This window comes from Citrobacter sp. CK191 (assembly GCF_030333435.1).
GTDB lineage: Bacteria > Pseudomonadota > Gammaproteobacteria > Enterobacterales > Enterobacteriaceae > Citrobacter_B > Citrobacter_B koseri.
The window spans coordinates 131,192-155,450 of sequence record NZ_JAOWFX010000029.1 but is presented as its reverse complement, the minus strand read 5'-3'; the positions used below and the strand labels follow the sequence as shown (position 1 = coordinate 155,450).

The following is a 24,259-nucleotide window of genomic DNA, read 5'->3' as shown; positions in this document are numbered from 1 at the left end:
TGGTGCGCCGCACATTATCACCTCCCTGCGCGGCATAAACTTTGAAGGTAGCCATACTCTCACTACTCAAAGAAAGAATTTGTTATCAATTTATAGCATCCATGTTACCCGCTTAAACCCGCATTACCATGCCTGTCTGCTATGCTTTTTTGTTGTGTACTGCATGAATTTCTCAGAAGTGTGAATCAACGCACTCACCTAACGCTTTACTTTTCAAGGAGTATTTCCTATGAACCAGTTAGACGGCATCAAACAATTCACCACTGTCGTGGCAGACAGCGGCGATATCGAATCCATTCGCCATTATCAGCCTCAGGACGCCACCACCAATCCCTCGCTGCTGCTAAAAGCGGCTGGCCTTGCGCAATACAGCCATTTGATTGATGACGCGATCGCCTGGGGCAAGAAACGCGGTAAAACCCAGGAGCAACAGGTCGCCGAGGCCAGCGATAAACTGGCCGTCAATTTCGGTGCGGAAATTCTGAAAATCGTCCCCGGACGGGTCTCTACGGAAGTGGACGCGCGCTTATCCTTCGATAAAGAAAAAAGTATGCAGAAGGCCCGCCACCTGGTTGACCTCTACCAGCAGCAGGGCGTGGAAAAATCGCGCATTTTAATTAAGCTCGCGTCAACCTGGGAAGGGATACGGGCGGCGGAAGAGCTGGAGAAAGAAGGCATCAACTGTAACCTGACGCTGCTGTTCTCTTTTGCACAGGCGCGCGCCTGCGCGGAAGCGGGCGTTTTTCTGGTTTCGCCGTTTGTCGGGCGTATCTATGACTGGTATCAGGCGCACAGCCCGATGGACCCCTACGTCGTGGAAGAAGATCCGGGGGTGAAATCGGTACGTAATATCTATGACTACTTCAAACGTCACCGCTACGAAACCATCGTCATGGGGGCCAGTTTCCGTCGCACCGAGCAAATCCTGGCGCTGACAGGCTGCGACCGCCTGACCATTTCTCCCAACCTACTGAAAGCGCTACAAGAAAAAGAAGAGCTGGTGATCCGCAAACTGGTGCCGTCATCGCAGACGTTCCATCGCCCGACCCCGATGACCGAAGCGGAATTCCGCTGGGAACATAATCAGGACGCGATGGCCGTTGAGAAACTGTCGGAAGGTATCCGCCTGTTCGCCGTTGACCAACGCAAACTGGAAGACCTGCTCGCCGCCAAACTGTAAACCTTGCCACGGAGTGATTTATGTCCCGAAAAGACCTTGCCAATGCCATTCGTGCGCTCAGTATGGATGCCGTACAAAAAGCCAATTCCGGTCATCCCGGCGCGCCGATGGGCATGGCGGATATTGCTGAAGTGCTGTGGAATGATTTTCTCCGCCACAACCCGACCGACCCCACCTGGTATGACCGCGATCGCTTTATTCTTTCCAACGGCCACGCGTCAATGCTGCTCTACAGCCTGCTGCACCTGACCGGCTACGATCTGCCAATCGAGGAGCTGAAAAACTTCCGTCAGCTCCATTCAAAAACGCCGGGACACCCGGAAATCGGCTATACGCCAGGCGTTGAAACCACCACCGGGCCATTAGGTCAGGGACTGGCGAACGCCGTCGGTCTGGCGATTGCCGAACGCACGCTGGCCGCGCAGTTTAATCAGCCCGATCATGACATCGTCGATCACTACACGTATGTCTTTATGGGCGATGGCTGCCTGATGGAGGGGATTTCGCACGAAGTCTGCTCGCTGGCGGGTACGCTGGGGTTGGGCAAGCTAATCGGCTTCTACGATCACAACGGCATCTCAATTGATGGCGAAACCGAAGGCTGGTTTACCGACGATACCGCCAAACGGTTCGAAGCGTATCACTGGCATGTAGTGCATGAGATCGACGGACACGATCCCGAAGCCGTGAAGAAAGCGATTCTTGAAGCGCAGAGTGTAAAAGACAAACCGTCGTTGATTATTTGCCGGACGGTAATCGGCTTCGGCTCACCGAATAAAGCCGGGAAAGAGGAGTCTCACGGCGCGGCGCTGGGAGAAGAAGAGGTGGCGCTGACCCGCCAGAAACTGGGCTGGCATCACCCTGCTTTTGAGATCCCGAAAGAGATTTACCGTGCCTGGGATGCGCGTGAAAAAGGTGAAAAAGCGCAGCAGGCATGGCAGGAGAAGTTCACGGCGTATCAGAAAGCGTATCCCGATCTGGCAAGAACATTTACCCGACGAATGCGCGGCGAGTTGCCAGAGTCCTGGGAAACCACGACGCGAAAATACATTGCTGAATTGCAGGCCAACCCGGCCAAAATCGCCACCCGCAAGGCATCGCAAAATACGCTGAACGCCTACGGCCCAATACTGCCGGAACTGCTCGGCGGCTCGGCGGATCTCGCGCCCAGTAACCTGACTATCTGGAAAGGTTCGACGTCGCTGAAAGAAGATCCGGCCGGGAATTACATTCACTACGGCGTGCGCGAATTTGGTATGACGGCCATTGCCAACGGCATTGCCCACCACGGCGGATTCGTGCCATACACCGCGACCTTCCTGATGTTTGTGGAATACGCCCGTAACGCGGCGCGAATGGCGGCGTTGATGAAAGCCCGGCAGATCATGGTTTATACCCACGACTCCATCGGGCTGGGTGAAGATGGGCCGACGCACCAGGCCGTGGAGCAACTGGCCAGCCTGCGTCTGACGCCAAATTTCAGCACCTGGCGTCCGTGCGATCAGGTTGAGGCGGCAGTCGGCTGGAAGCTGGCGGTTGAGCGCCATACCGGCCCGACGGCGCTGATTCTCTCAAGGCAGAATCTGGCGCAGGTGGAGCGTACCCCGGAGCAGGTGAAGGAGATCGCCCGTGGTGGTTATGTGCTGAAAGACAGCGGCGGTAAGCCGGATGTGATCCTGATTGCCACCGGGTCTGAAATGGAAATCACCCTGCTGGCGGCAGAAAAGCTGACCGGAGAAGGCCATAACGTCCGGGTGGTGTCCCTGCCTTCGACGGATATTTTTGATGCTCAGGATGAGGCGTATCGTGAATCGGTGCTGCCGTCGAACGTTGCCGCTCGCGTGGCGATTGAGGCAGGCATTGCCGACTACTGGTACAAATATGTCGGGCTGAAAGGCGCGATTGTCGGGATGACGGGATATGGCGAATCGGCCCCGGCCGAAAAACTGTTCCCTTATTTCGGCTTTACGGTCGAGAATATCGTCGAAAAAGCGCATAAGGTGCTTAAAGCGTGAAAATGGATGAGTGGGTCGGAAGCCGGATGGCGACGCAATGCGTCTTATCCGGCCTACAAAACAGCCCGTAGGCCCGGTAAGCGTTAGCGCCACCGGGCGCCCCTAACGTGTGATCCACAACGTGGGCCAGGCATCTGGCCCATGCCAGTTATCGCAGCTTGGCTCTTCGGCATAACGCACCAGACGAAAACGCTGGCCGTCAAAACGCCAGCGCGTCTGGATACCGCAATCGGCCAACCCCCGCCCTTTTGCCAGCGTGATTAATTCCCGGGATTTCTCGTCAAAAACCGCGTTCATCAGCTCCATATCATTGCTTTCAGCCCCGGAGTTAAAGGGTAAACGCAACCGTACGGCGCGGGAGGCGAATGGTTTTTTGCGTGAGACAATCCACGCGAGATCGACCGTATTATAGGCTCCGGCTTCGCAACCGATCATCAGCAGGGCTTTGTCATCGGTCAGGGCCGCGACACGCACTTCCCGGCGCATCGGGTCAAGCGAGCAGTGAATACTGTTCATCCGCCAGTTACCGTAATCCAGCAGATCGTTGCGTTCATCATAAGAGAGCGGCGTCGGCGTTGGGTTGACGATAGCCACGCCTTTCAGCGCTGGCGCGGGCGGCACGCTGAGCGGTGGATCATTCCCTTTATCAATCCACGCCGTTTCGCTGCCAACGCGTTTTTGCTGTGCGTCGATAAACAACAGCGCAGCTTTAAGCCCCACCAGAGAAATCGTCTGTTTTCCCTTTTTCAGGGTAATCGCCTGGGCTTCCTGAATGGTCTGTAAAAACGCGGCAATGGTGGCGGTGTCGTCCGTCATCAGATGCCAGGGCGTGATGCGCCATTGCCCGGCATTTAGCGGCAGCGGTTTTTCATCCAGCAGCAGACGCGGCGCAATCTCCGCCTCTTTCGCACCGGGCGAGGTCAGCCCCCCCAAATCAATGCGAAGTACCGCATCGGTATGCGCCCCGGCGCTGCGGCTTAACGTCATCACCAGCCCGCGATGTTCGCCGGTATTACGCGCCACGCAAAAATTCTGATTGTTACAGGTGACCTGCCAGTCAGAAAAAGTCTGCTGCGCTGGCGCCGCCCACGTCAGCGACGTCGGCAGCAGACCGAGCAGGAAAACGAAAATAACGCGATTGCGCATGGACGGTACAACCCCAGAAGAAAAACGAAACGGCTTTAGGCGGTATCTTCCTTGCGCGACTCCTGTGGCTCAATCAGATTTGTCGGATAGCGGCATCATTATGTAAAGAAATATAAACCTTATTTATCAATACATTAGCGAGGAAGAATGCAAATAATTGAGCAATAACACGGTCTTACCGTCTCGTATCTCGCCGGTTTTGATCATCGCCAGCGCCTGTGTCAATGGCAGTTCCAGTACCTCAATATCTTCATCTTCCACACCGCCGCCTGCGTTTGCCTGCTGGCTGTCGCTGTATTCTGCAATGAAGAAGTGAATCAGTTCCGTCACGCCGCCAGGCGACATATATAACTCAAACAGTTTACGCACCTCACCCACTTCATAGCCGGTCTCTTCAATCGCTTCTTTGCGAATGCACGCTTCCGGCTCGTCGTTATCCAGCAGCCCGGCGCAGGTTTCTATCAACTGGCCGCTTTCATTGCCGTTCACCCAGGTGGCAACGCGAAACTGGCGGATGAGCACCACGGTCTGCTTTTCACGGTTATACAGCAGGATCGTTGCGCCATTGCCGCGATCGTAAACCTCGCGCTTATGGCGAATCACATCGCCATTTTTACGGGTCAGATCGTAGGTAATATTGCGCAGGATAAAGTAGTTATCAGAGAGAACTTTGTCTTTGATGAGAGTAATTTTTTGCGACATACCGGCTCCACAGCGTAAGAAGACAGGTAATCTTACGCCGCAAGGCCGGTTTTGTCTGCGCGCTATCATGCTGCTCGCGCCGAATGGAGACTTATCCGGTTTGCATGATCCCCAGCCACTGAATAATCCCCTGCGCGGCGTGACGCCCTTCCGCCATCGCCGTCACCACCAGATCGGCGCCGCGCACGGCGTCACCGCCCGCGAAGATTTTAGGATTACTGGTCTGGTAACGGAACGCGCTTTCGACATTTGCCGCAATGCGCCCCCAGTCGTCCACTTTCACACCGTGCGCCTCCAGCCACGGCATACCATGCGGATGAAAACCAAACGCCATAATTACCGCATCAGCGGGCATGACAAACTCGCTGCCCGCGATGGGCATCGGACGGCGACGCCCCTGCGCATCGGGTTCGCCAAGCTGAGTACGTAAAAAACGCACGCCGCTGACGCAACCGTCGGCATTCAGCACCAGCTCAACCGGCTGTACGTTAAATTCAAAGTGCGCCCCCTCTTCCCGCGCGTTTTTTACCTCTTTTTTCGACCCCGGCATATTCGCCTCGTCGCGACGATATGCGCAGGTCACCTGGCTTGCGCCATGACGCAGCGCGGTACGCACGCAGTCCATCGCGGTATCGCCGCCGCCCAGCACCACAACATTAAGCCCGGCGGTGTCGATAAAAGGTTCGTCAGGCAATTCATCCAGCCCCATAACCTGTTTCGTGTTGGCAATCAGGAACGGCAGCGCATCATATACGCCCGGCGCATCTTCGTTTGGCAGGTCGGCCTTCATGGAACGGTATGTACCGACGCCGACAAAAACCGCATCGTACTCATCCAGCAGCGACGCCAGCCTGACGTCTTTGCCGACTTCGCAGTTCAGTTCAAAATGAATTCCCATCGCGCTGAAGATTTCGCGACGGCGCGCCAGCAGTGATTTATCCAGCTTAAAAGAGGGAATGCCAAAGGTCAGCAGGCCGCCAATTTCAGGGTGGCGATCGAACACGGTCGTGCTCACGCCATAACGCGCCAGCACATCCGCGCAGGCCAGCCCGGCCGGGCCCGCGCCAATAATCGCCACGCGTTTATCCTGCTGCTGCACGCCGCTCAGGTCTGGCCGCCAGCCTTTGTCCAGCGCCCGGTCGGAAATGTAGCGTTCAATATTGCCGATCGTCACCGCGCCATACTCATCGCGCACCGTACAGGCGCCTTCGCACAGCCTGTCCTGCGGGCATACGCGCCCGGTAATTTCCGGCAGGCAGTTAGTCTGGTGCGACAGCGCCACCGCATCGTCAATGTTTCCCGCTTTTACCAGCTCAATCCACTGCGGAATATGGTTGTGCAGCGGGCACGTCCACTCGCAGATACTGTGTTCACCGCACTTCAGGCAACGGGCCGCTTCGCGTTCAGCCTGCGCGGTACGAAACGGCAGGTAGATTTCATCAAAGCTGGTTTTTCGCGCGTCAATCGCCAGCTTATCCGGCTCGCCGCGTGGGGGCGTCGCCCGCATCTGTTCGACTTTATTGAGCGCACCAGGAGTGACTCCCGTCGCACAGGCATGCCAGGGCTGATTTTCCTGACGCGCAGTGCGCAGACGCCGCGCTTTCGACAGCCGGGTCAGCGACGCTTCCGTTACCAGCTGCAACGCATCTGCCGGGCAGTTTTCAACACAGGCCGGGCCGTCTTCGCGATCCAGACACAAATCACATTTGTGCGCCGTGGCTTTGACCTGATCCTGACCTGTTGGCGTAAGGATTATCTGCATTGTGCCGAAGGGACAGGCAACCACGCAGGATTTACAGCCGATACATTTTTGCTGGTTGACCTGAACGCTGTCTTTGACATGACGGATTGCGCCATTTGGGCAACTCCGGGCGCAAGGCGCATCCTCGCAGTGGTGGCAGGTTACCGCGCTGCGCTGATGCTGATGTTTGATCACCGTAATTCGGGGCTGAAAATGCCGCTGGTGCAGTACGTGTTGCTCATCATTGTGGGCCATTACGCAAGCGACCTCACAGGCATGGCATCCCAGGCACTGTTGGCTATTGGCCATAATAAAACGATTCATGGCGTCCTTCTGTTTTGGTGGCAAAAACCTTATTCTTTATATGAATGTTATTAACCGACGCCGAAGGGGTCGGCAATGTTCATTTGCCCAGGACGCACAACTATTTATCCAGAACCTGTGGCAGATCAATTTATTTCATCGCTGGTGAAATTGCGTTTCAGTTACACTTGCCAATATTTATTCGTTCACTGTGAGCATATTTTTCGGGGATTACGCGCGTGGTCGTCAAACGCCCTGTCTCGGCCAGCCTGGCCCGGGCCTTTTTTTACATTGTGCTGCTGTCGATTCTCTCAACCGGTATCGCCCTGCTGACGCTGGCGAGCAGTTTGCGGGATGCCGAGGCCATTAACGTGGCCGGTTCACTGCGTATGCAGAGCTACCGACTGGGTTACGATCTGCAAAGCGGCAGTTCGCAATTGAACGCGCACCGTCAGCTTTTTCAGCAAGCGCTCAACTCTCCCGCGTTAAGTAACCTGAACGCCTGGTACGTCCCGCAGACGGTTAAAAGCCGTTATGGGCAACTGCATGCGAACTGGCTGGAGATGAACACGAGACTGGTGGATGCGGATATAAAGTGGTATCGCGCCAATATCAATAACTATGTCGATCAGATCGATCTCTTCGTTCTGGCGCTGCAACACTATGCCGAGCGCAAGGTGATGCTGGTGGTCGGCATATCGCTGGCGGGCGGCATCGGGATCTTCACGCTGGTCTTTTTCACCCTGCGGCGCATTCGCCAGCAGGTAGTCCAGCCGCTTAACCAACTGGTCGCCGCCAGCCAGCACATTGAACATGGTCAGTTCGACATCCCGCCGCTGAATACCCACTTGCCGAATGAGCTGGGGCTGCTGGCCAAAACGTTTAGCCAGATGTCGAGCGAGTTGCATAAGCTGTACCGCTCTCTCGAAGCTTCGGTAGAAGAAAAAACCCACGATCTGCACGAAGCCAACCGCCGTCTGGAAGTGCTGTACCAGTGCTCACAGGCGCTCAATACCAGCCAAATCGACGTTCACTGTTTCCGCCATATTTTACAGATCGTCCGCGAACATGACGCCGCGTACTATCTGGAATTAACCGTGGGCGATAACTGGCGGATCAGCGAAGGAGCGGAAAGCGCTGATTTGCCCATGCAGATTCTGCCGGTCACGATGCAGGAAACGGTCTACGGCGAACTGCACTGGCAAAGCCCCAACGTCAACGCCTCCACCCCGCTGCTGCACAGCGTATCGACCATGCTGGGGCGCGGTTTGTACTTTAATCAGGCGCAAAAACATTTCCAGCAACTGCTGCTGATGGAAGAGCGCGCGACTATTGCCCGCGAGCTGCATGACTCACTGGCGCAGGTGCTCTCCTATTTGCGCATTCAGTTGACGCTGCTGAAGCGCTCAATTCCAGAAGATAATCTCCCCGCGCAAAGCATCATGGCGGATTTCTCCCAGGCGCTGAACGACGCTTATCGTCAACTGCGCGAGCTGCTGACCACCTTCCGCCTGACGTTACAGCAGGCCGACTTACCTTCTGCGCTGCATGAAATGCTGGATACCCTGCAAAGCCAGACCTCCGCGAAACTGACGCTGGATTGCCGTTTACCGACGCTGGCGCTGGATGCGCAAATGCAGGTGCACCTGCTACAAATCGTTCGCGAGGCGGTGCTGAATGCGATTAAACACGCCAGCGCCACGGAGATCGCCGTTAGCTGCGTCACCGCCCCCGATGGCAACCATACGGTCTATATTCGGGATAACGGCGTCGGCATTGGCGAACCGAACGAACCAACGGGACACTACGGTCTGAACATTATGCGCGAGCGTGCGGAAAGACTTAGCGGCACGCTGAATTTCTCGCAACCGTCAGGGGGTGGGACGCTGGTCAGCATCAGTTTTCGCTCATCGGAAGATGAAGAGGGTCAATTAGCGTAAAGAACGGCAAAGCACCGCACGGCGGGAATACAGACAGGGCGGCACTGGCACAAAATGTATGCTGTAAACGTGCATGATAATTTACATTATCTTCTTTTTTTCTCCACGTTTGACACGTACCTTGCCGCTACAGTGAAGCAGGTCATACCCAATAATTATACGCAGAAACACGAGGTCCTCCTTTAATGGCGAATTTCTTTATTGATCGCCCCATTTTTGCCTGGGTGCTGGCAATCCTGTTGTGTCTGACGGGCACCCTGGCCATTCTCTCTTTGCCCGTAGAGCAATATCCCGACCTGGCGCCGCCAAACGTCCGCATTACCGCGAATTATCCGGGGGCATCCGCGCAGACGCTGGAAAATACCGTCACTCAGGTTATCGAACAGAATATGACCGGCCTCGATAATCTGATGTATATGTCGTCGCAAAGCAGCGGGACGGGCCAGGCAACGGTGACGCTCAGTTTTGTGGCCGGAACCGACCCCGATGAAGCCGTCCAGCAGGTACAAAACCAGCTGCAATCGGCAATGCGTAAATTGCCGCAGGCGGTACAGAACCAGGGCGTCACGGTCCGTAAAACCGGGGACACCAACATCCTGACCATTGCGTTTGTCTCCACCGACGGTTCAATGGATAAACAGGACATCGCCGACTATGTCGCCAGTAATATCCAGGACCCGCTCAGCCGCGTAAACGGCGTGGGGGATATCGATGCCTACGGTTCGCAATATTCGATGCGTATCTGGCTGGACCCGGCCAAACTCAACAGCTACCAGATGACCGCGAAAGATGTCACGGATGCCATCGAATCACAGAACGCGCAAATTGCCGTCGGGCAGCTTGGCGGCACGCCTTCGGTCGACAGGCAGGCGCTCAATGCGACAATCAACGCCCAGTCGCTGCTGCAAACGCCCGAGCAGTTTCGTGATATCACGCTGCGCGTAAACCAGGACGGTTCAGAGGTCAAGCTGGGCGATGTGGCGACCGTCGAAATGGGCGCTGAAAAATATGATTATCTCAGCCGCTTCAACGGTAATCCGGCCTCCGGTCTGGGGGTAAAACTGGCCTCTGGCGCCAACGAAATGGAAACCGCCAAACTGGTGCTTAACCGCCTGGACGAGCTGGCCGAATACTTCCCGCACGGTCTGGAGTATAAGGTGGCGTATGAAACCACCTCCTTCGTCAAAGCCTCGATTATCGATGTGGTGAAAACCCTGCTGGAAGCCATCGCGCTGGTGTTCCTGGTGATGTACCTGTTCCTGCAAAACTTCCGCGCCACGCTGATCCCCACTATCGCCGTACCGGTGGTATTGATGGGGACGTTCTCCGTCCTGTATGCCTTCGACTACAGCATTAACACGCTGACGATGTTCGCGATGGTGCTGGCGATCGGCCTGCTGGTCGATGACGCCATCGTGGTGGTGGAAAACGTCGAGCGCATCATGAGCGAGGAAGGTCTTTCGCCGCGCGAAGCCACCAGAAAATCGATGGGGCAGATACAAGGGGCGCTGGTCGGTATCGCGATGGTGCTGTCAGCCGTATTTGTGCCGATGGCTTTCTTTGGCGGTACGACCGGGGCTATCTATCGCCAGTTCTCCATCACGATTGTCGCCGCGATGGTGCTCTCCGTGCTGGTGGCGATGATCCTGACGCCCGCCCTGTGCGCCACGCTGCTAAAACCCCTGCACAAAGGCGAGCATCACGGACAGAAAGGCTTCTTCGGCTGGTTTAACCGGACGTTCAACCGCAACGCTGAACGCTACGAGAAAGGCGTTGCGAAAATCCTGCATCGCAGCCTGCGCTGGATACTGATCTACGTTCTGTTGCTCGGCGCGATGGTGGTGCTGTTCCTGCGTCTGCCGACCTCCTTCTTGCCGCAGGAAGATCGCGGGATGTTTATTACCTCGGTACAGTTGCCAAGCGGCTCCACGCAGCAGCAGACCTTAAAAGTGGTGCAGGAAGTTGAAAAATATTACTTCACCCAAGAGAAAGACAACGTCATGTCCGTCTTCTCGACGGTGGGATCGGGGCCTGGCGGGAACGGTCAAAACGTGGCGCGCATGTTTGTCCGCTTAAAAGACTGGGACGAACGCAACGCCACAACCGGCACCTCGTTTGCCATTATTGAACGCGCCACGAAAGCCTTTAACAAGATTAAAGAAGCGCGCGTTTACGCCAGCAGTCCACCGGCAATCAGCGGTCTGGGCAGTTCCGCAGGGTTTGATATGGAACTTCAGGATCACGCGGGCGCCGGTCACGATGCCTTAATGGCCGCGCGCGATCGGTTGATTGAGCTGGCGGCGCAGGACAGTTCGCTGACCCGCGTGCGTCACAATGGTCTGGACGACAGTCCACAGTTGCAAATTGATATCGACCAGCGCAAAGCCCAGGCGCTGGGCGTCTCTATCGACGACATCAACGACACGCTGCAAACCGCATGGGGCTCCAGTTACGTCAATGACTTTATGGATCGGGGCCGCGTGAAGAAGGTCTATGTACAGGCAGCGGCGAAATACCGCATGCTGCCGGACGATATCAATCTCTGGTATGTGCGTAATAAAGACGGCGGCATGGTGCCTTTCTCCGCCTTTGCGACGTCACGCTGGGAAACGGGCTCTCCGCGTCTGGAGCGCTATAACGGCTACTCGGCGGTCGAAATTGTCGGCGAAGCGGCGCCTGGCGTCAGTACCGGTACGGCAATGGATGTAATGGAGTCGCTGGTTCGCCAGTTGCCAACGGGGTTTGGGCTTGAATGGACGGCGATGTCTTATCAGGAACGCCTCTCTGGCGCGCAGGCGCCCGCGCTGTACGCCATTTCGCTGCTGGTCGTTTTCCTGTGTCTGGCCGCGCTGTATGAAAGCTGGTCGGTGCCGTTCTCGGTCATGCTGGTGGTGCCGCTGGGCGTCATTGGCGCGCTGCTCGCCACCTGGATGCGCGGACTGGAAAATGACGTTTACTTCCAGGTCGGGTTGCTAACGGTGATCGGCCTTTCCGCGAAAAACGCGATCCTGATTGTCGAATTCGCCAATGAGATGAACGAGAAAGGCCACGATCTGCTGGATGCCACGCTGCATGCCTGCCGCCAGCGTTTACGCCCAATTCTGATGACCTCTCTGGCCTTTATTTTCGGGGTGCTGCCGATGGCGATTAGCAACGGGGCGGGTTCCGGGAGCCAGCATGCCGTCGGGACAGGCGTCATGGGCGGGATGATCTCAGCCACCATTCTGGCGATTTACTTCGTACCGCTGTTCTTTGTGCTGGTACGTCGCCGCTTCCCGCTGAAACCGAAGCCGGAATAAGACACAAAAAAGGCGACTTACTTTGAGTCGCCTTTTTCTTATCCTTTTCAGGATCAGGATATCTTCCAGAAATTTATTTGCGAAGCATAACTTCGATAAAATCTTTCCAGTTCCCCAGTTCACGTTCAATCATAACAACCTCTCTTATTATTATGGCTATTCTACGAAAACATTATCCTCAAGAGAAGATAATTTAACCGATTGCAGTGATTACATCCTCCGGTGAATGGGGTTCATGGCATTACTATGACCCTGTAACCATAAATTTTATGTGACTTACTGCAATATTTTGAAACATTAATCCACTTCTGAAAACCGCGCTCATTTCAGTTAAGAAACAGCCTATTGCAGCTCGCTGGATTTATACTTCCCGATGGGATGCTTATTAAGCAACATTTCAGAATTATTATTCACAAGAGTTCAACAATGTTATATTTACCGTTTATTATGTCATGATAAATAACCGGTATATGGCAGTTCCGCACTGACGGATACCACGATAATATTGCTTAATTATTCGTAATTCGCGTAAAAGGATTCAACATGATCACCGTCTACGGCATCAAAAATTGTGACACGATTAAAAAGGCGCGGCGCTGGCTGGAGGCTCACGGTATTGACTACCGCTTTCACGATTACCGCGCAGACGGAATCGATGCCGCGCTATTGAATACGTTTATTGCGGAGTCAGGCTGGCAACCCTTGCTGAATACGCGCGGAACGACATGGCGTAAACTTGATGAAGCCACGCGTAACGGCATCACGGATGCGGCGTCCGCCGCAGCATTAATGACTGAAATGCCAGCAATTATCAAACGCCCATTGCTCTGCGCGACCGGGAAGCCTATGCTGCTGGGTTTTAGCGAATCCAGTTATCAGCAGTTTTTTGATGAGGTGTAGTCTATGTCGTGCCCGGTTATTGAGCTGACACAGCAGCTTATTCGCCGCCCTTCCCTGAGTCCAGATGACGCAGGATGCCAGGCGTTAATGATTGAACGCCTGCGTGCAATCGGTTTTACCGTTGAGCATATGGATTTTGGCGATACACAGAATTTTTGGGCATGGCGCGGACAAGGCGAAACGCTGGCTTTTGCCGGGCATACCGATGTCGTACCTGCGGGTGATGTCGATCGCTGGATCAACCCGCCTTTTGAACCGACAATCCGCGACGGAATGCTGTTTGGCCGTGGTGCGGCGGACATGAAAGGCTCTCTGGCGGCGATGGTCGTTGCGGCTGAACGTTTTGTCGCCCAGCATCCAGATCATCAGGGGCGTCTGGCGTTCCTTATCACCTCGGATGAAGAAGCCAGCGCGAAAAACGGCACCGTGAAGGTGGTCGAAACGCTGATGGCGCGTAACGAACGTCTGGATTATTGCCTGGTCGGCGAACCGTCCAGCACTGAAATCGTCGGGGATGTGGTCAAGAATGGCCGTCGCGGGTCGCTGACCTGTAACCTGACGATCCACGGTGTGCAGGGGCACGTCGCTTATCCTCATCTGGCGGATAACCCAGTGCATCGCGCAGCGCCGATGTTGAATGAACTGGTGGCGATCGATTGGGATCAGGGAAATGAATTTTTCCCGGCGACCAGTATGCAGATTGCCAACATTCAGGCTGGCACCGGCAGCAATAACGTCATTCCGGGCGAGCTGTTTATTCAGTTCAATTTCCGCTTCAGCACCGAACTGACCGATGAGACTCTCAAAGAACGCGTTCACGCGCTGCTGGATAAACATCAATTACGCTACACGGTGGACTGGTGGCTTTCCGGCCAGCCGTTCCTGACGGCGCGCGGCAAGCTGGTGGATGCGGTGGTGAACGCCATTGAGCACTATAATGAGATAAAACCGCAGTTACTCACTACGGGTGGAACGTCCGACGGGCGCTTTATTGCGCGTATGGGGGCGCAGGTAGTCGAACTCGGGCCGGTCAACGCCACCATTCATAAAATTAATGAATGTGTTAATGCAGCCGATCTGCAACTGCTTGCCCGCATGTATCAACGTATCATGGAACAACTCGTCGCCTGACGCGTGTTCCTGTAAGAGGAAATAAGCATGGACTGGCTGGCAAAATATTGGTGGATTCTGGTGCTGGTGTTTTTGGTGGGCGTACTGATCAATGTGATCAAAGATCTCAAGCGGGTCGATCACAAAAAATTCCTCGCCAATAAACCGGAGCTGCCCCCGCATCGTGATTTTAACGATAAGTGGGACGATGACGACGACTGGCCGAAGAAAGATCAGCCAAAGAAATAGTCAGATAAACCTGTAGGCCTGATAAGCGTGTCGCCATCAGGCAACATACCATCTGAATGCCGGATGGCGGCTTCGCCCTATCCGGCCTACGGTTCAGTTCCGGCTTATATCATTTCAATAATATCATCATCATTCGGCTTACCGCCGCTCAACGCTTCATCAAAGTAGTGTTTCGGCACGGTATAGCGCAAATGGTCGAGCGCAAACTGCATACTGCGATCGTCAATCGCATGGCCTAAATCCTCGACGATATCCAGCGTCACATCGCCTCCGGCACGGACTAACGCGTCCTGTGCGGCAACCGCATGAGATAACTCAATCACCCGGTCTTCACCGCCGTGAATCAAATGTACCGTTGTGGCGGTCGTGGCGATTTCCGGCAAGCTGGCGTAGCGTCCGTTGAAAGCAATCACGCGCGATGCCAGACCCGGCTCGGCTTTGATGCTTTCAAGAGACATAATCGCCCCCTGCGAAAACCCAATCAGCGCGGTAGCCTCCGGCCCAACGCCGCTCTGTTTCTGCCAGTAGCGAACCGTCTCGATAAACACCGGCATAATCGCATCAACCCGCGCCTGGCGGTTCTCTTCCGTCACATCCTGAACCGAAAACCACTGACGCCCAGGCGCCGGGCCACAAGGTTCCACGCCGCCAATGCTGACCACCAGCGCCTCTGGAAACAACGGTGCGAACCAGGAGCCAATTTCTCCCATTGAGACCGGGTTATCGCCCACGCCATGAAACAGCAACAGCAGTTGTTTCGCGGGTTTATCGGGGCTTTGAACAACAAAATGGTCATGTTTCATGGCGATCTCCTTAACTGATAGAACAGATTCTACGCCGCTTAATCACAATGACCATGCCAGGAAATTGAAGGAGTTAGTGAAAAAATTGCCATTGCAAAACGCGTTCGCGTAACCGCTGCGCCCGTTCGTCATCCAGCGCGGTAAGCGCATGGGCGACTTCCCGACGCTGGGCGACAAGCAGAGCTTTACGCCCAGACAAACCCAACCGGATACACAGATTCGCGTCGCTGCATTTCTCCTCCAGGCGTCCACGCAGCGCGGGGAGCACCAGCTCGCAGCGCTCAAGCAGTCGACTCAGACTGCCTAACGACGTGAGCAACGGTCGATGGGCAAACGCAAAGCCCGCCAGTTCATCCCAGTCATCATCATTAAGCGTAGACGCTTTCAGCGGGATAACCGGGATCGCTTCGCCGTTCCAGCGAGCAAGGATCTCCGCATCCCGGCGCAGACGCTGGTGCTCGCGGTGCGCCAGCCGCGCGCCGGTCTCGCTGATGGGCAGCAAAGCCATCGCCGTATAACAGCCACTGCTCGCCTCCTTGTGGTTCCCCATCCGCACCAGCACAAAACCGCAACGCTGCCAGAATCGCCAGAGTTCGGCGGTATAACCAAAACTGACGGAGAGATAGTCGCACTGGCTGGCGCCGCCGTATGCCTCAGCGATCAGCTGCTGCCCAATCCCTTCCCGCTGGCGGGCCGGGTGGACGGCAATACGGCTCACCCGACGCCCGGTCAGCGTCGCCGCCAGCGGATCGCCGCCATGAGCGGCCAACGACTGCGCGACAAGATTTCCGCGCGGGCGACGATAGCCCGCCCACACGGCCTGGCTCAGCGCGGCCGATAGTCCGCCCTCTTCCACCAGCCAGGCGGCCCCCGCTACCCGCTCAGCCGTAAAAGCGCCGAGAAAATGCTGCCCCGGCGCATCCATCATACGGCGCAGATCGAGCGGAGAGGTGCGGTAGTGCGCGCCGGAAAGCAGCTGATACACCGCCAGCGGCTGCGCCGGCCCGGTATGCCAGAGCGCCTGCGTAAAAGCGGAGAACCGAATCGCCCCCTGCGGCGCATAGGCAAACGCCTCGTCGTCGAATATCAGCGCTTCGCCGACCCATTGTTCCAGCGGGCACCCCTGCGCCCAGCGAACAGGCTGTCGCAGTTCAAAACGCCGGAGATGAGGAAAACGGGCGCAGAACTTCAGCAGAAAACCGCGTCCCGTCCCTTCATAACCCTGAACGGTGGTGGTCAATAATATGCGTGAAAAACGTGACGCCAGGCGATGCAGCAGCGGCGCGGGGATTGCCGCCGCTTCATCGACAATCAGCCAGTCGGCCGTTTCCGTGCCCGCCAACAGCGCATCAGGAGCGAGAAAGCGAAATTCCTCACCGGCAAACTGCGCCAGCACGTCCGTCGCCGCTTTCGACGGCGCAGTTACAATGGCCGTCCCGCTCATCCGCGAAATTAACTGCCCGGCCAGCGCCGATTTACCCCGACCTCGCGCTGCCGTAACGGCGGCCACGCCAGGCGGCATCCGCAGCAGATGCCGCAAAATCGCGGCCTGCTCAGGCTGTGGTTCACCCGTAGCGGGTCGCCAGTGGGGACGGGCAGGAAAGCGCGGCCATGAAAACGGTTGAGACTGCTGCCAGTGCAACGTCTGCTCGTCACGGGCCATCACGCGTTTGAGGTGCTGGATAAAATGTGGCGTTGCAACAGGCTGCGGGCAGTCGCTCCAGCGCAGCGAGTCCGCATCGGGACGGGATTCCCATGCAGAATACGGCGGCGTCAGCAGCACCAGCCAGCTTCCGGCTCGCAGCGTGCCGCTCAGCGCCGCGAATGCCGAGGCATCAAACCCCAACTGCGCATCAAAAACCGCGTGGCGGAACTCGCGTCCCAGTAGCGTTTGTAACGCCTGCGGCGTACAGTGCGGCGCGGCGGGCGCATCGGTTGCCACCCACAGCCAGTCGCCAGCCAATGCTTCTCGCAGCGCCAGCGCCCGTTCACGACACCAGGACACATCGCCGCTGAGCACCAGCAGCCGACGAATCCCTTCCTGCGCCATTTGTGCGGTTAACGCCCGCAATGCGTCATTGTCAGACATCCCTGCCCCGGTATGTTAAAAACCTTTGCCGAAGGTATTACATTGCGCCGGATCGCCGCTATCAAAACCGCGTTTAAACCAGGTATAGCGCTGCTCGGAAGTGCCGTGAGTGAAGCTGTCCGGCACCACGCGTCCCTGACTTTGTTGTTGCAGACGATCGTCACCAATCGCCTGCGCCGCATTCAACGCTTCTTCCAGATCGCCGGATTCCAGCACGCCCTGTTGCTGCATGTTGTGCCCCCAGACGCCCGCGAAGCAATCCGCCTGTAGCTCCATACGTACGGAGAGTCGGTTCACTTCCGCTTGCGATGCGGTCTGTTGCAGCTGACGGACCTTCGGTTCGATGCCCAACAGTTTTTGCACATGGTGCCCCACTTCGTGGGCGATAACGTAACCCTGGGCAAAATCGCCATCCGCGCCCAGTTTGTTTTTCATGTCATCGTAGAAGGAAAGATCGATGTAGACCGTGCCATCCGCCGGGCAATAGAACGGCCCCATCACGGACTGGCCCGCACCGCATCCTGTGCGCGTCGCGCCACGGTACATCACCAGCTTAGGCTGCTGATATGTGCGCCCCATTTTCTCAAACTGCTGGCCCCAGGTATCTTCTGTGGTCGCCAGAATGACGGAGGTAAACTTCGCGGCCTCGTCGTCATTTGGACTGATCGAACGCGTCGTTTCCTGCTGAGAAATCGGCTGCCCGGTCATTAAACCGGTAAGATCCACCCCGTAATAGCCCGCCACCAGTACGACAATCAGCAGAATGATTCCGCCTTTGCCGCTGGGCAAACGAAAACCCGGCCCGCCCATTGACGGGCCGCCGGAGCTATTGCGTCTGTCTTCTACATTGTCACTTTCACGACGCCCTTGCCAGCGCATAATCACCTCAACATACTATTCATTATGATGATGATCGTAGGCGGTTCAGCGCAAGATTACCATTAGAATAATGGTGGTAGAGAAAAACCGGAGAGCGTTAACTCTCCGGTTGATGCTGACGGGGGAAGAATTAATCTAACTGCACGCCCAGGCGACGTGCGACGGTTTCATAGGCTTCGATCAGGCCGCCCAGACTCTGGCGGAAACGGTCTTTGTCCATTTTATCCAGCGTCTCTTTGTCCCACAGGCGGCTGCCGTCCGGGGAAAATTCATCGCCCAGCACTACTTCGCCTTTGTACAGACCAAACTCCAGTTTGAAATCGACCAGGATCAGACCGGCATCGTCAAACAGCTTTTTCAGCACGTCGTTGGCTTTGTAGGTCAGCTCTTTCATGCGCGCCAGATTCTCTTTGCTCACCCAGCCGAAGGTTTCGCAGTAAGAATCGTTGACCATCGGATCGTGCATCGCATCATTTTTCAGGAACAGGTCGAACAGCGGTGGGTTCAGTTCGATGCCTTCTTCAATGCCCAGACGCTTGACCAGAGAACCAGCCGCACGGTTACGCACCACGCACTCGACCGGCACCATATCCAGCTTTTTCACCAGACACTCGGTATCGGACAGCAACTGCTCCATCTGGGTCGGGATGCCCGCTTCTGCCAGTTTAGTCATGATGAAATGGTTAAACTTGTTGTTCACCATCCCTTTGCGATCAAACTGTTCAATGCGCGCGCCATCCCCTGCTGACGTATCATTGCGGAATTCGAGCACCAACAGGTCCGGGTTTTCCGTGCTGTATACGGTCTTCGCTTTACCACGATACAACTCAGCTTGCTTTTGCATCTTTATTACTCCTGGTGTGAATTAACGATAAAAATTCATTTTCTGCCACACTTTGCCGGATGGCGGCGTTGCCTTATCCGACCTACAGCCTGGGGGCGAAATTACGGTAAAAATTGCGTTTTTCTGCTGACGCACACGTTTGCGTATCATATCAGAAAAAAGGGCTGGATTGCTCCAGCCCCTCAATTTTTACTTGCTGAACGCTGCCTGGAAGACGGCAACCAGCGCGTCGTTCTGGCTCTGCGTCAGGGTATGCCCCTTCGGATCGATAAACTGTAGGCTACTGCGGTTGTCTAAATCGCCCACCTGCAATTTATAGTCGCCGGACGACAGCCCCGGATCGGTTGCGCCCAGATCCTGCCAGCCGCTGTCAGACAGCGGTTTGTAGGTCACTGCCAGGCTGCCCTGAGAACGCGTGCTGTCGGTCACTTTCATGCCCACTTTTTCAAGCGCGGCTGGCAGACGCTGCCACACCACGTTGAACGGCCCACGGACGACCAGCATTGGCAAACCGGTGTCATCTGCGGCGCTCTGCACATCCATCGTAGCGGCAGAACGGTTTTGCGCGGCGTTCGCAGCGTCGGTGGCGGTTTTATCCAGACCCGCCGAGATTACGTTCATCATCTCAGCGCTATAGCGCTGTAGCGAAGCGGCATCTGCGGCAGGCTTGCCAGCCTGTTCCAGATTCACCAGTTTCACCGTTACAGCCTGCTGATAACCCTGCGGTTTCACCGAGATTTGATAACGTCCACGGTACTGCTGGTCTTCATCCAGACGGTTCCATTCAACCCAATCGGTCGTCAGGGTCTGGCTGGCGTCATCACGTTTTTCAATCGTGTAGTTTTTGGACTGAATCACGCTGACAACCTGCGGCCACAGGTTGGTATTGCGACCATTTTCCACCAGCAAGGTTGCGGTATCGCCCGTAAACTGGGTACGCGCGCCGGTCACCAGCGCTAACGGCTGAGCAGGCGGACGAATGTCCAGCGCTTTGCCGACAGCGCCGCTGCCGTTGGTCACCGGAATGTTATAGTCGCCCGTCGTTACCGGCAGAATCATCCCTGCTGGCGCATGAAGTTCAGCAAGCGGCGCGGCTTCCAGATAGGATTCATCACCGCTCACCTGGCGCTTGTAGCGCGAGTCAGAGCTACAGGCCGCGAGCAGCATAATGAGCGAAACACCCGCAACCCTGGCCAGGCGCGACTTTTGTACTGAGTAAGCCATCAAATCTCCCTAAACTTTACAGCAAACCGGCATGCTTGAGCGCCGCTTTGACAATCTCACGACCCGTATCGGTGATCGGCGTCATCGGCAAGCGCAGCGTATCGGTCGCCACAAGTCCCAACTCCTTACATGCCCATTTCACCGGGATCGGATTGGGTTCGACAAATAGTTTGTTATGTAACGGCATCAGACGCTGATTAATCACCCGCGCGTCGGCAAAACGACCTTCCGCCGCCAGTTTGCACATTTCCGCCATATCACGCGCCGCAACGTTCGCGGTAACGGAAATCACGCCATGACCGCCGAGCTGTATGAAGTCCAACCCGGTCGCATCATCACCGCTGAGCAGAATAAAATCGTCTGAAACCAGCTCTTTGATCTGGTGAACCCGACTTAAGTTCCCTGTCGCCTCTTTGATTGCGACAATATTTTTTACTTTCGCCAGACGGCCGACGGTTTCCGGCAGCATATCGCAGCCTGTACGGGACGGCACATTATACAGAATTTGCGGCAGGTCAGTATGTTCAGCGATGGCTTTGAAATGCTGGAACAGACCTTCCTGAGTCGGGCGGTTGTAGTAAGGCGTCACTGTCAGGCAACCGACAACGCCGCTGTCGTTGAAACGCTGCGTCAGGCTAATGGCCTCCGCCGTCGCGTTCGCGCCCGTTCCGGCGATAACCGGAATACGCCCGTCCGCCAGCTCCAGCGTCATCATGACCACATCGCCATGCTCGTCATGGCTCAGCGTGGCGGATTCGCCGGTGGTGCCAACAGAAACAATCGCCGAGGTACCGCTGGCGACATGATAATCAATCAGTTTTTTCAGGCTTGACCGGCAGACATTACCTTTTTCATCCATCGGTGTAACAAGCGCGACAATACTTCCCGTGAACATGGGCCATCCTCTGTGCAAACAAGTTTCTCAATGGTACGTTTGGTACGACAATAAAAGCAAGAGACCATAGCCCTTCTGATTATTGTATGCAGGTTTTTTTTATGCTTTCCTTATGATTACCTCACCTCTCAAAGGAAGAACCGGTTTGACATCGTCATCACAACATTACCTGGTTATCACTGCGCTGGGTGCCGATCGCCCGGGAATTGTGAATACTATCACCCGCCATGTCAGCAGTTGCGGCTGCAATATCGAAGACAGCCGACTGGCCATGCTGGGCGATGAATTCACGTTTATCATGCTGCTGTCTGGTTCCTGGAACGCCATCACCCTGATTGAATCAACCTTGCCGTTGAAAGGCGCAGAGCTGGATTTGTTGATTGTGATGAAGCGCACCACCGCTCGCCCCCGTCCGGCCATGCCCGCAACGGTATGGGTACAGGTCGAGGTGGAAGATTCTCCGCATTTAATTGAACGTTTTACCGCGCTTTTCGACAGCCATCAGATGAACATCGCTGAGCTGGTCTCCCGCACGCAACCTGCTGAAAATGAAAAGGCTGCACAGCTGTTTGTTCAAATCACCGCGCACAGTCCGGCATCTCATGATGCCGTAAATATTGAGCATGCCTTTAAAGCACTATGTACAGAACTCAATGCGCAAGGCAGTATTAACGTTGTTAATTACTCACAACATGATGAACAGGATGGAGTTAAGTAATGAATCCACTGAAAGCCGGTGACATCGCACCGAAATTTAGCTTGCCGGATCAAGACGGAGAACAAGTAAATTTGACCGACTTCCAGGGACAGCGCGTACTGGTGTATTTCTACCCTAAAGCCATGACGCCCGGCTGTACCGTACAGGCCTGTGGTTTACGCGATAACATGGACGATCTGAAAAAAGCAGGCGTAGACGTGTTGGGGATCAGCACCGATAAACCTGAAAAACTGTCTCGTTTCGCCGAAAAAGAGCTGCTTAACTTTACGCTCCTGTCCGATGAGGATCATCAGGTCTGCGAGCAATTCGGCGTCTGGGGGGAAAAATCCTTTATGGGGAAAACCTACGACGGCATCCATCGCATCAGCTTCCTGATCGACGCTGACGGCAAGATCGAACACGTATTTGACGACTTTAAAACCAGTAACCACCACGATGTAGTGCTGAACTGGCTGAAAGAAAACGCCTGATTTGCGTTTTGCCGGATAAAGCCTGATGCGACGCTAACGCGTCTTATCAGGCCTGATTCGCACAACCCCGTAGGCCGGATAAGGCGTTTACGCCGCCATCCGGCATACGCGTCGTTTATTCAAACGTTCCTTTCACGCACGCTTTACCGTCTTTCACCACCGCTTTGCCTTTCGCCCACAGATGGCTGACTTCCAGCGCCTGATTCAGCACCAGAATGTCGGCGTCACAACCCGCCGCCAGACGTCCTTTATGCTCAAAGCCGAGAAATTCCGCAACGGTGCGGGTAAGCGGACGCAGCGCCTGCTCCAGCGGCAGTTTATGCTGCGTAACTAACTGACGCAGCGTGCCGATCAGCGACTCAAAACCCGCCACGCCAATGCCCGTCAAATTCCCATGCTCATCAAATTCCGGCTGGCTGCCGTTGCCATCAGAACTCAGGGTAATGCGCGACAGCGGAACCTTATGGCGCAAGGCTGTCACGATGGCCGTCGCCGGATCGATCGGTTCATCAATGCTGCTGGTAATATCGATGTAGCCGCCATCAAGCGCGTACTCCAGCGCCGCCTGGAACAGCGGTTCGGCGCGGTTAACATGCGTCGGCAGCAGTTTCGTGATGGGGACATCGGCGTTGGCGAGAATATCGTACAGCGGTTCCAGCATGTGTGGGCTGTCGCCCATATGAAAGACGCTGATTCCCGGCTTCTGGCCCAGTAATCCCCCCACGCGGGACTGCGCCGCCATTGTCGCCAGCGCGGCGGAATTCGGCGCCGAAGAACGATGATCGGAGACAGCGCATTTCACGCCAATCACTTTATCGATCAACGCCACATCGCGATCGACGCTCCCGGTGATGGTTGGCGAGGGCAGAGAATACGCCCCCGTTAACATCCATGCGCTGATCCCTTCATATTCCAGCGCGCGCGTTTTCGCCAGCAGAGATTCAGGATGGCGGGTGATGCCGTCCGTTCCCAGCAGCCCGACAACGGAGGTGATACCGGCTTCAACCAACCGTGACAGCCGCACCTCTGGCGTACGGGTATGCGGCCCGGCTTCGCCGCCACCGCCGATGAGATGAACATGCTGATCGATAAATCCCGGGCAGACGATATCACCGTGAAGATCGACCTGCTGGCAACCGGGGAAGTCTTTCGCAGCGATAGTCGGCGCAATAGCGACAATTTTGCCGTTGGCAACCAGAATGTCCTGCTGGCCCAGATCGTCCGGGGCATATACGTGTCCGCGCTGAAAAAGCGTCAGATTAAGAATGGAACAGTCCATGATAGTCCTTTTTAAACAATAGCCTGCATTACCCAAATAGAGACCAGGGCATTAATCACGCACACCGCAATAATATGCGGGTAATAACGCGGATGAACGCCCGCCGTTCCCAGGCAGCGCCCTACATTCTGAACCGGGTTGCCCATCAGGTAAATGGCGGGTAACAGCACAGTGGCATCGTGACCGGACAGCGCGCCAGTAACCACCAGGCTGGCGCAGACGCCCACGCCGCCGCCCATACTCATCACCGCAGCCAGCAAAACGGTCGCCGATTCTCCCGGCAAACCCCATAGCGCCATTACCGGTTCACACACTCGCCCGACGATATCCAGCAACCCCGTCACCTTCAGCGCCTGAATAATGACAAAGGCCATGACGACGTTGGGCAACAGGCTGGTGGTGGCGATGGTAAAACCGCGCCGCGCGCCGTCGATAAACAGATCCATAACGTTTTTACGTACCTGTGCGCTCAT

21 protein-coding genes are annotated in these 24,259 nt (G+C 55.7%); 9 read left to right on the top strand and 12 right to left on the bottom strand.

Annotated features, from left to right (window positions below; genetic code table 11):
• The first annotated feature begins 229 nt into the window (after nucleotides 1-229).
• On the top strand, nucleotides 230-1,180 hold the full coding sequence (gene tal, locus OGV82_RS09160) for a transaldolase (RefSeq protein WP_047462108.1): 951 nt from the start codon (nucleotides 230-232) through the stop codon (nucleotides 1,178-1,180).
• A 20-nt stretch (nucleotides 1,181-1,200) separates the two neighbouring features.
• On the top strand, nucleotides 1,201-3,195 hold the full coding sequence (gene tkt / locus OGV82_RS09155; RefSeq protein ID WP_047462105.1) for a transketolase: 1,995 nt from the start codon (nucleotides 1,201-1,203) through the stop codon (nucleotides 3,193-3,195).
• Nucleotides 3,196-3,297: 102 nt separating this feature from the next.
• On the opposite strand, the gene OGV82_RS09150 is transcribed toward tkt, so the two are convergent.
• The 3 genes from OGV82_RS09150 to aegA form a co-directional block, all read right to left on the bottom strand.
• Nucleotides 3,298-4,341 (bottom strand): DUF1176 domain-containing protein, encoded by a 1,044-nt coding sequence (locus tag OGV82_RS09150; RefSeq protein WP_047462103.1) that lies wholly within the window; start codon nucleotides 4,339-4,341, stop codon nucleotides 3,298-3,300.
• Between the two features lie 126 nt (nucleotides 4,342-4,467).
• On the bottom strand, nucleotides 4,468-5,043 hold the full coding sequence (gene nudK / locus OGV82_RS09145) for a GDP-mannose pyrophosphatase NudK (protein WP_047462101.1): 576 nt from the start codon (nucleotides 5,041-5,043) through the stop codon (nucleotides 4,468-4,470).
• 91 nt (nucleotides 5,044-5,134) lie between these two features.
• Nucleotides 5,135-7,108: a formate-dependent uric acid utilization protein AegA gene (gene aegA / locus OGV82_RS09140; protein WP_047462099.1), complete on the bottom strand. Its 1,974-nt coding sequence runs from the start codon at nucleotides 7,106-7,108 to the stop codon at nucleotides 5,135-5,137.
• 218 nt (nucleotides 7,109-7,326) lie between these two features.
• Between aegA and narQ the strand changes: the two genes are divergently transcribed.
• Both narQ and acrD read left to right on the top strand, forming a co-directional pair.
• Nucleotides 7,327-9,027, top strand: a complete 1,701-nt coding sequence (narQ, locus tag OGV82_RS09135; protein ID WP_101744321.1) for a nitrate/nitrite two-component system sensor histidine kinase NarQ — start codon at nucleotides 7,327-7,329, stop codon at nucleotides 9,025-9,027.
• 185 nt (nucleotides 9,028-9,212) lie between these two features.
• A complete protein-coding gene (acrD, locus tag OGV82_RS09130) occupies nucleotides 9,213-12,326 on the top strand; it encodes a multidrug efflux RND transporter permease AcrD (protein WP_047462093.1) in 3,114 nt (1,037 codons plus the stop codon).
• Between the two features lie 73 nt (nucleotides 12,327-12,399).
• On the opposite strand, the gene ypfM is transcribed toward acrD, so the two are convergent.
• On the bottom strand, nucleotides 12,400-12,459 hold the full coding sequence (gene ypfM, locus OGV82_RS09125; RefSeq protein ID WP_001386977.1) for a protein YpfM: 60 nt from the start codon (nucleotides 12,457-12,459) through the stop codon (nucleotides 12,400-12,402).
• Between the two features lie 410 nt (nucleotides 12,460-12,869).
• On the opposite strand from ypfM, the gene OGV82_RS09120 reads away from it, so the two are divergent.
• Genes OGV82_RS09120 through OGV82_RS09110 form a run of 3 tightly spaced genes read left to right on the top strand, consistent with a single transcriptional unit; the run spans nucleotide 12,870 to nucleotide 14,585 of the window.
• The gene (locus OGV82_RS09120) at nucleotides 12,870-13,226 is read left to right on the top strand and encodes an ArsC family reductase (RefSeq protein WP_012131310.1); all 357 of its coding nucleotides are present in this window, start codon (nucleotides 12,870-12,872) and stop codon (nucleotides 13,224-13,226) included.
• Nucleotides 13,227-13,229: 3 nt separating this feature from the next.
• On the top strand, nucleotides 13,230-14,357 hold the full coding sequence (gene dapE / locus OGV82_RS09115) for a succinyl-diaminopimelate desuccinylase (RefSeq protein ID WP_047462090.1): 1,128 nt from the start codon (nucleotides 13,230-13,232) through the stop codon (nucleotides 14,355-14,357).
• Nucleotides 14,358-14,384: 27 nt separating this feature from the next.
• Complete coding sequence (locus OGV82_RS09110) at nucleotides 14,385-14,585, top strand: YpfN family protein (RefSeq protein ID WP_012131308.1); 201 nt, start codon at nucleotides 14,385-14,387, stop codon at nucleotides 14,583-14,585.
• 104 nt (nucleotides 14,586-14,689) lie between these two features.
• Here the strand turns inward: OGV82_RS09110 and ypfH are convergent, their stop codons facing one another.
• The 6 genes from ypfH to dapA all read right to left on the bottom strand — a co-directional run bounded on the left by ypfH (nucleotide 14,690) and on the right by dapA (nucleotide 21,319).
• Nucleotides 14,690-15,388: an esterase gene (gene ypfH, locus OGV82_RS09105; RefSeq protein WP_047462087.1), complete on the bottom strand. Its 699-nt coding sequence runs from the start codon at nucleotides 15,386-15,388 to the stop codon at nucleotides 14,690-14,692.
• A gap of 73 nt (nucleotides 15,389-15,461) precedes the next feature.
• Entirely contained in the window at nucleotides 15,462-17,477 is a 2,016-nt protein-coding gene (locus OGV82_RS09100) for a tRNA(Met) cytidine acetyltransferase TmcA (RefSeq protein ID WP_047462084.1), read from the bottom strand.
• A 15-nt stretch (nucleotides 17,478-17,492) separates the two neighbouring features.
• Nucleotides 17,493-18,356 (bottom strand): KPN_02809 family neutral zinc metallopeptidase, encoded by an 864-nt coding sequence (ypfJ, locus tag OGV82_RS09095; RefSeq protein ID WP_024130129.1) that lies wholly within the window; start codon nucleotides 18,354-18,356, stop codon nucleotides 17,493-17,495.
• 130 nt (nucleotides 18,357-18,486) lie between these two features.
• Nucleotides 18,487-19,200: a phosphoribosylaminoimidazolesuccinocarboxamide synthase gene (gene purC / locus OGV82_RS09090; protein ID WP_012131304.1), complete on the bottom strand. Its 714-nt coding sequence runs from the start codon at nucleotides 19,198-19,200 to the stop codon at nucleotides 18,487-18,489.
• A 189-nt stretch (nucleotides 19,201-19,389) separates the two neighbouring features.
• Nucleotides 19,390-20,424, bottom strand: a complete 1,035-nt coding sequence (bamC, locus tag OGV82_RS09085) for an outer membrane protein assembly factor BamC (RefSeq protein WP_012131303.1) — start codon at nucleotides 20,422-20,424, stop codon at nucleotides 19,390-19,392.
• 16 nt (nucleotides 20,425-20,440) lie between these two features.
• Nucleotides 20,441-21,319 carry a 4-hydroxy-tetrahydrodipicolinate synthase gene (gene dapA / locus OGV82_RS09080; protein WP_012131302.1) on the bottom strand — a complete coding sequence of 293 codons (879 nt, stop codon included), beginning with the start codon at nucleotides 21,317-21,319 and terminating at the stop codon, nucleotides 20,441-20,443.
• Nucleotides 21,320-21,464: 145 nt separating this feature from the next.
• Between dapA and OGV82_RS09075 the strand changes: the two genes are divergently transcribed.
• Both OGV82_RS09075 and bcp read left to right on the top strand, forming a co-directional pair.
• Nucleotides 21,465-22,037, top strand: a complete 573-nt coding sequence (locus OGV82_RS09075; RefSeq protein WP_024130128.1) for a glycine cleavage system transcriptional repressor — start codon at nucleotides 21,465-21,467, stop codon at nucleotides 22,035-22,037.
• Nucleotides 22,037-22,507, top strand: a complete 471-nt coding sequence (gene bcp, locus OGV82_RS09070) for a thioredoxin-dependent thiol peroxidase (protein ID WP_012131300.1) — start codon at nucleotides 22,037-22,039, stop codon at nucleotides 22,505-22,507. Before OGV82_RS09075 ends, bcp begins: the two co-directional genes overlap by 1 nt.
• 115 nt (nucleotides 22,508-22,622) lie before the next feature.
• On the opposite strand, the gene iadA is transcribed toward bcp, so the two are convergent.
• Nucleotides 22,623-23,786 carry a beta-aspartyl-peptidase gene (gene iadA / locus OGV82_RS09065; protein WP_200023515.1) on the bottom strand — a complete coding sequence of 388 codons (1,164 nt, stop codon included), beginning with the start codon at nucleotides 23,784-23,786 and terminating at the stop codon, nucleotides 22,623-22,625.
• Between the two features lie 11 nt (nucleotides 23,787-23,797).
• Nucleotides 23,798-24,259, bottom strand: coding sequence for a YjiG family protein (locus OGV82_RS09060; protein WP_047462074.1), 462 nt, complete (start codon nucleotides 24,257-24,259; stop codon nucleotides 23,798-23,800).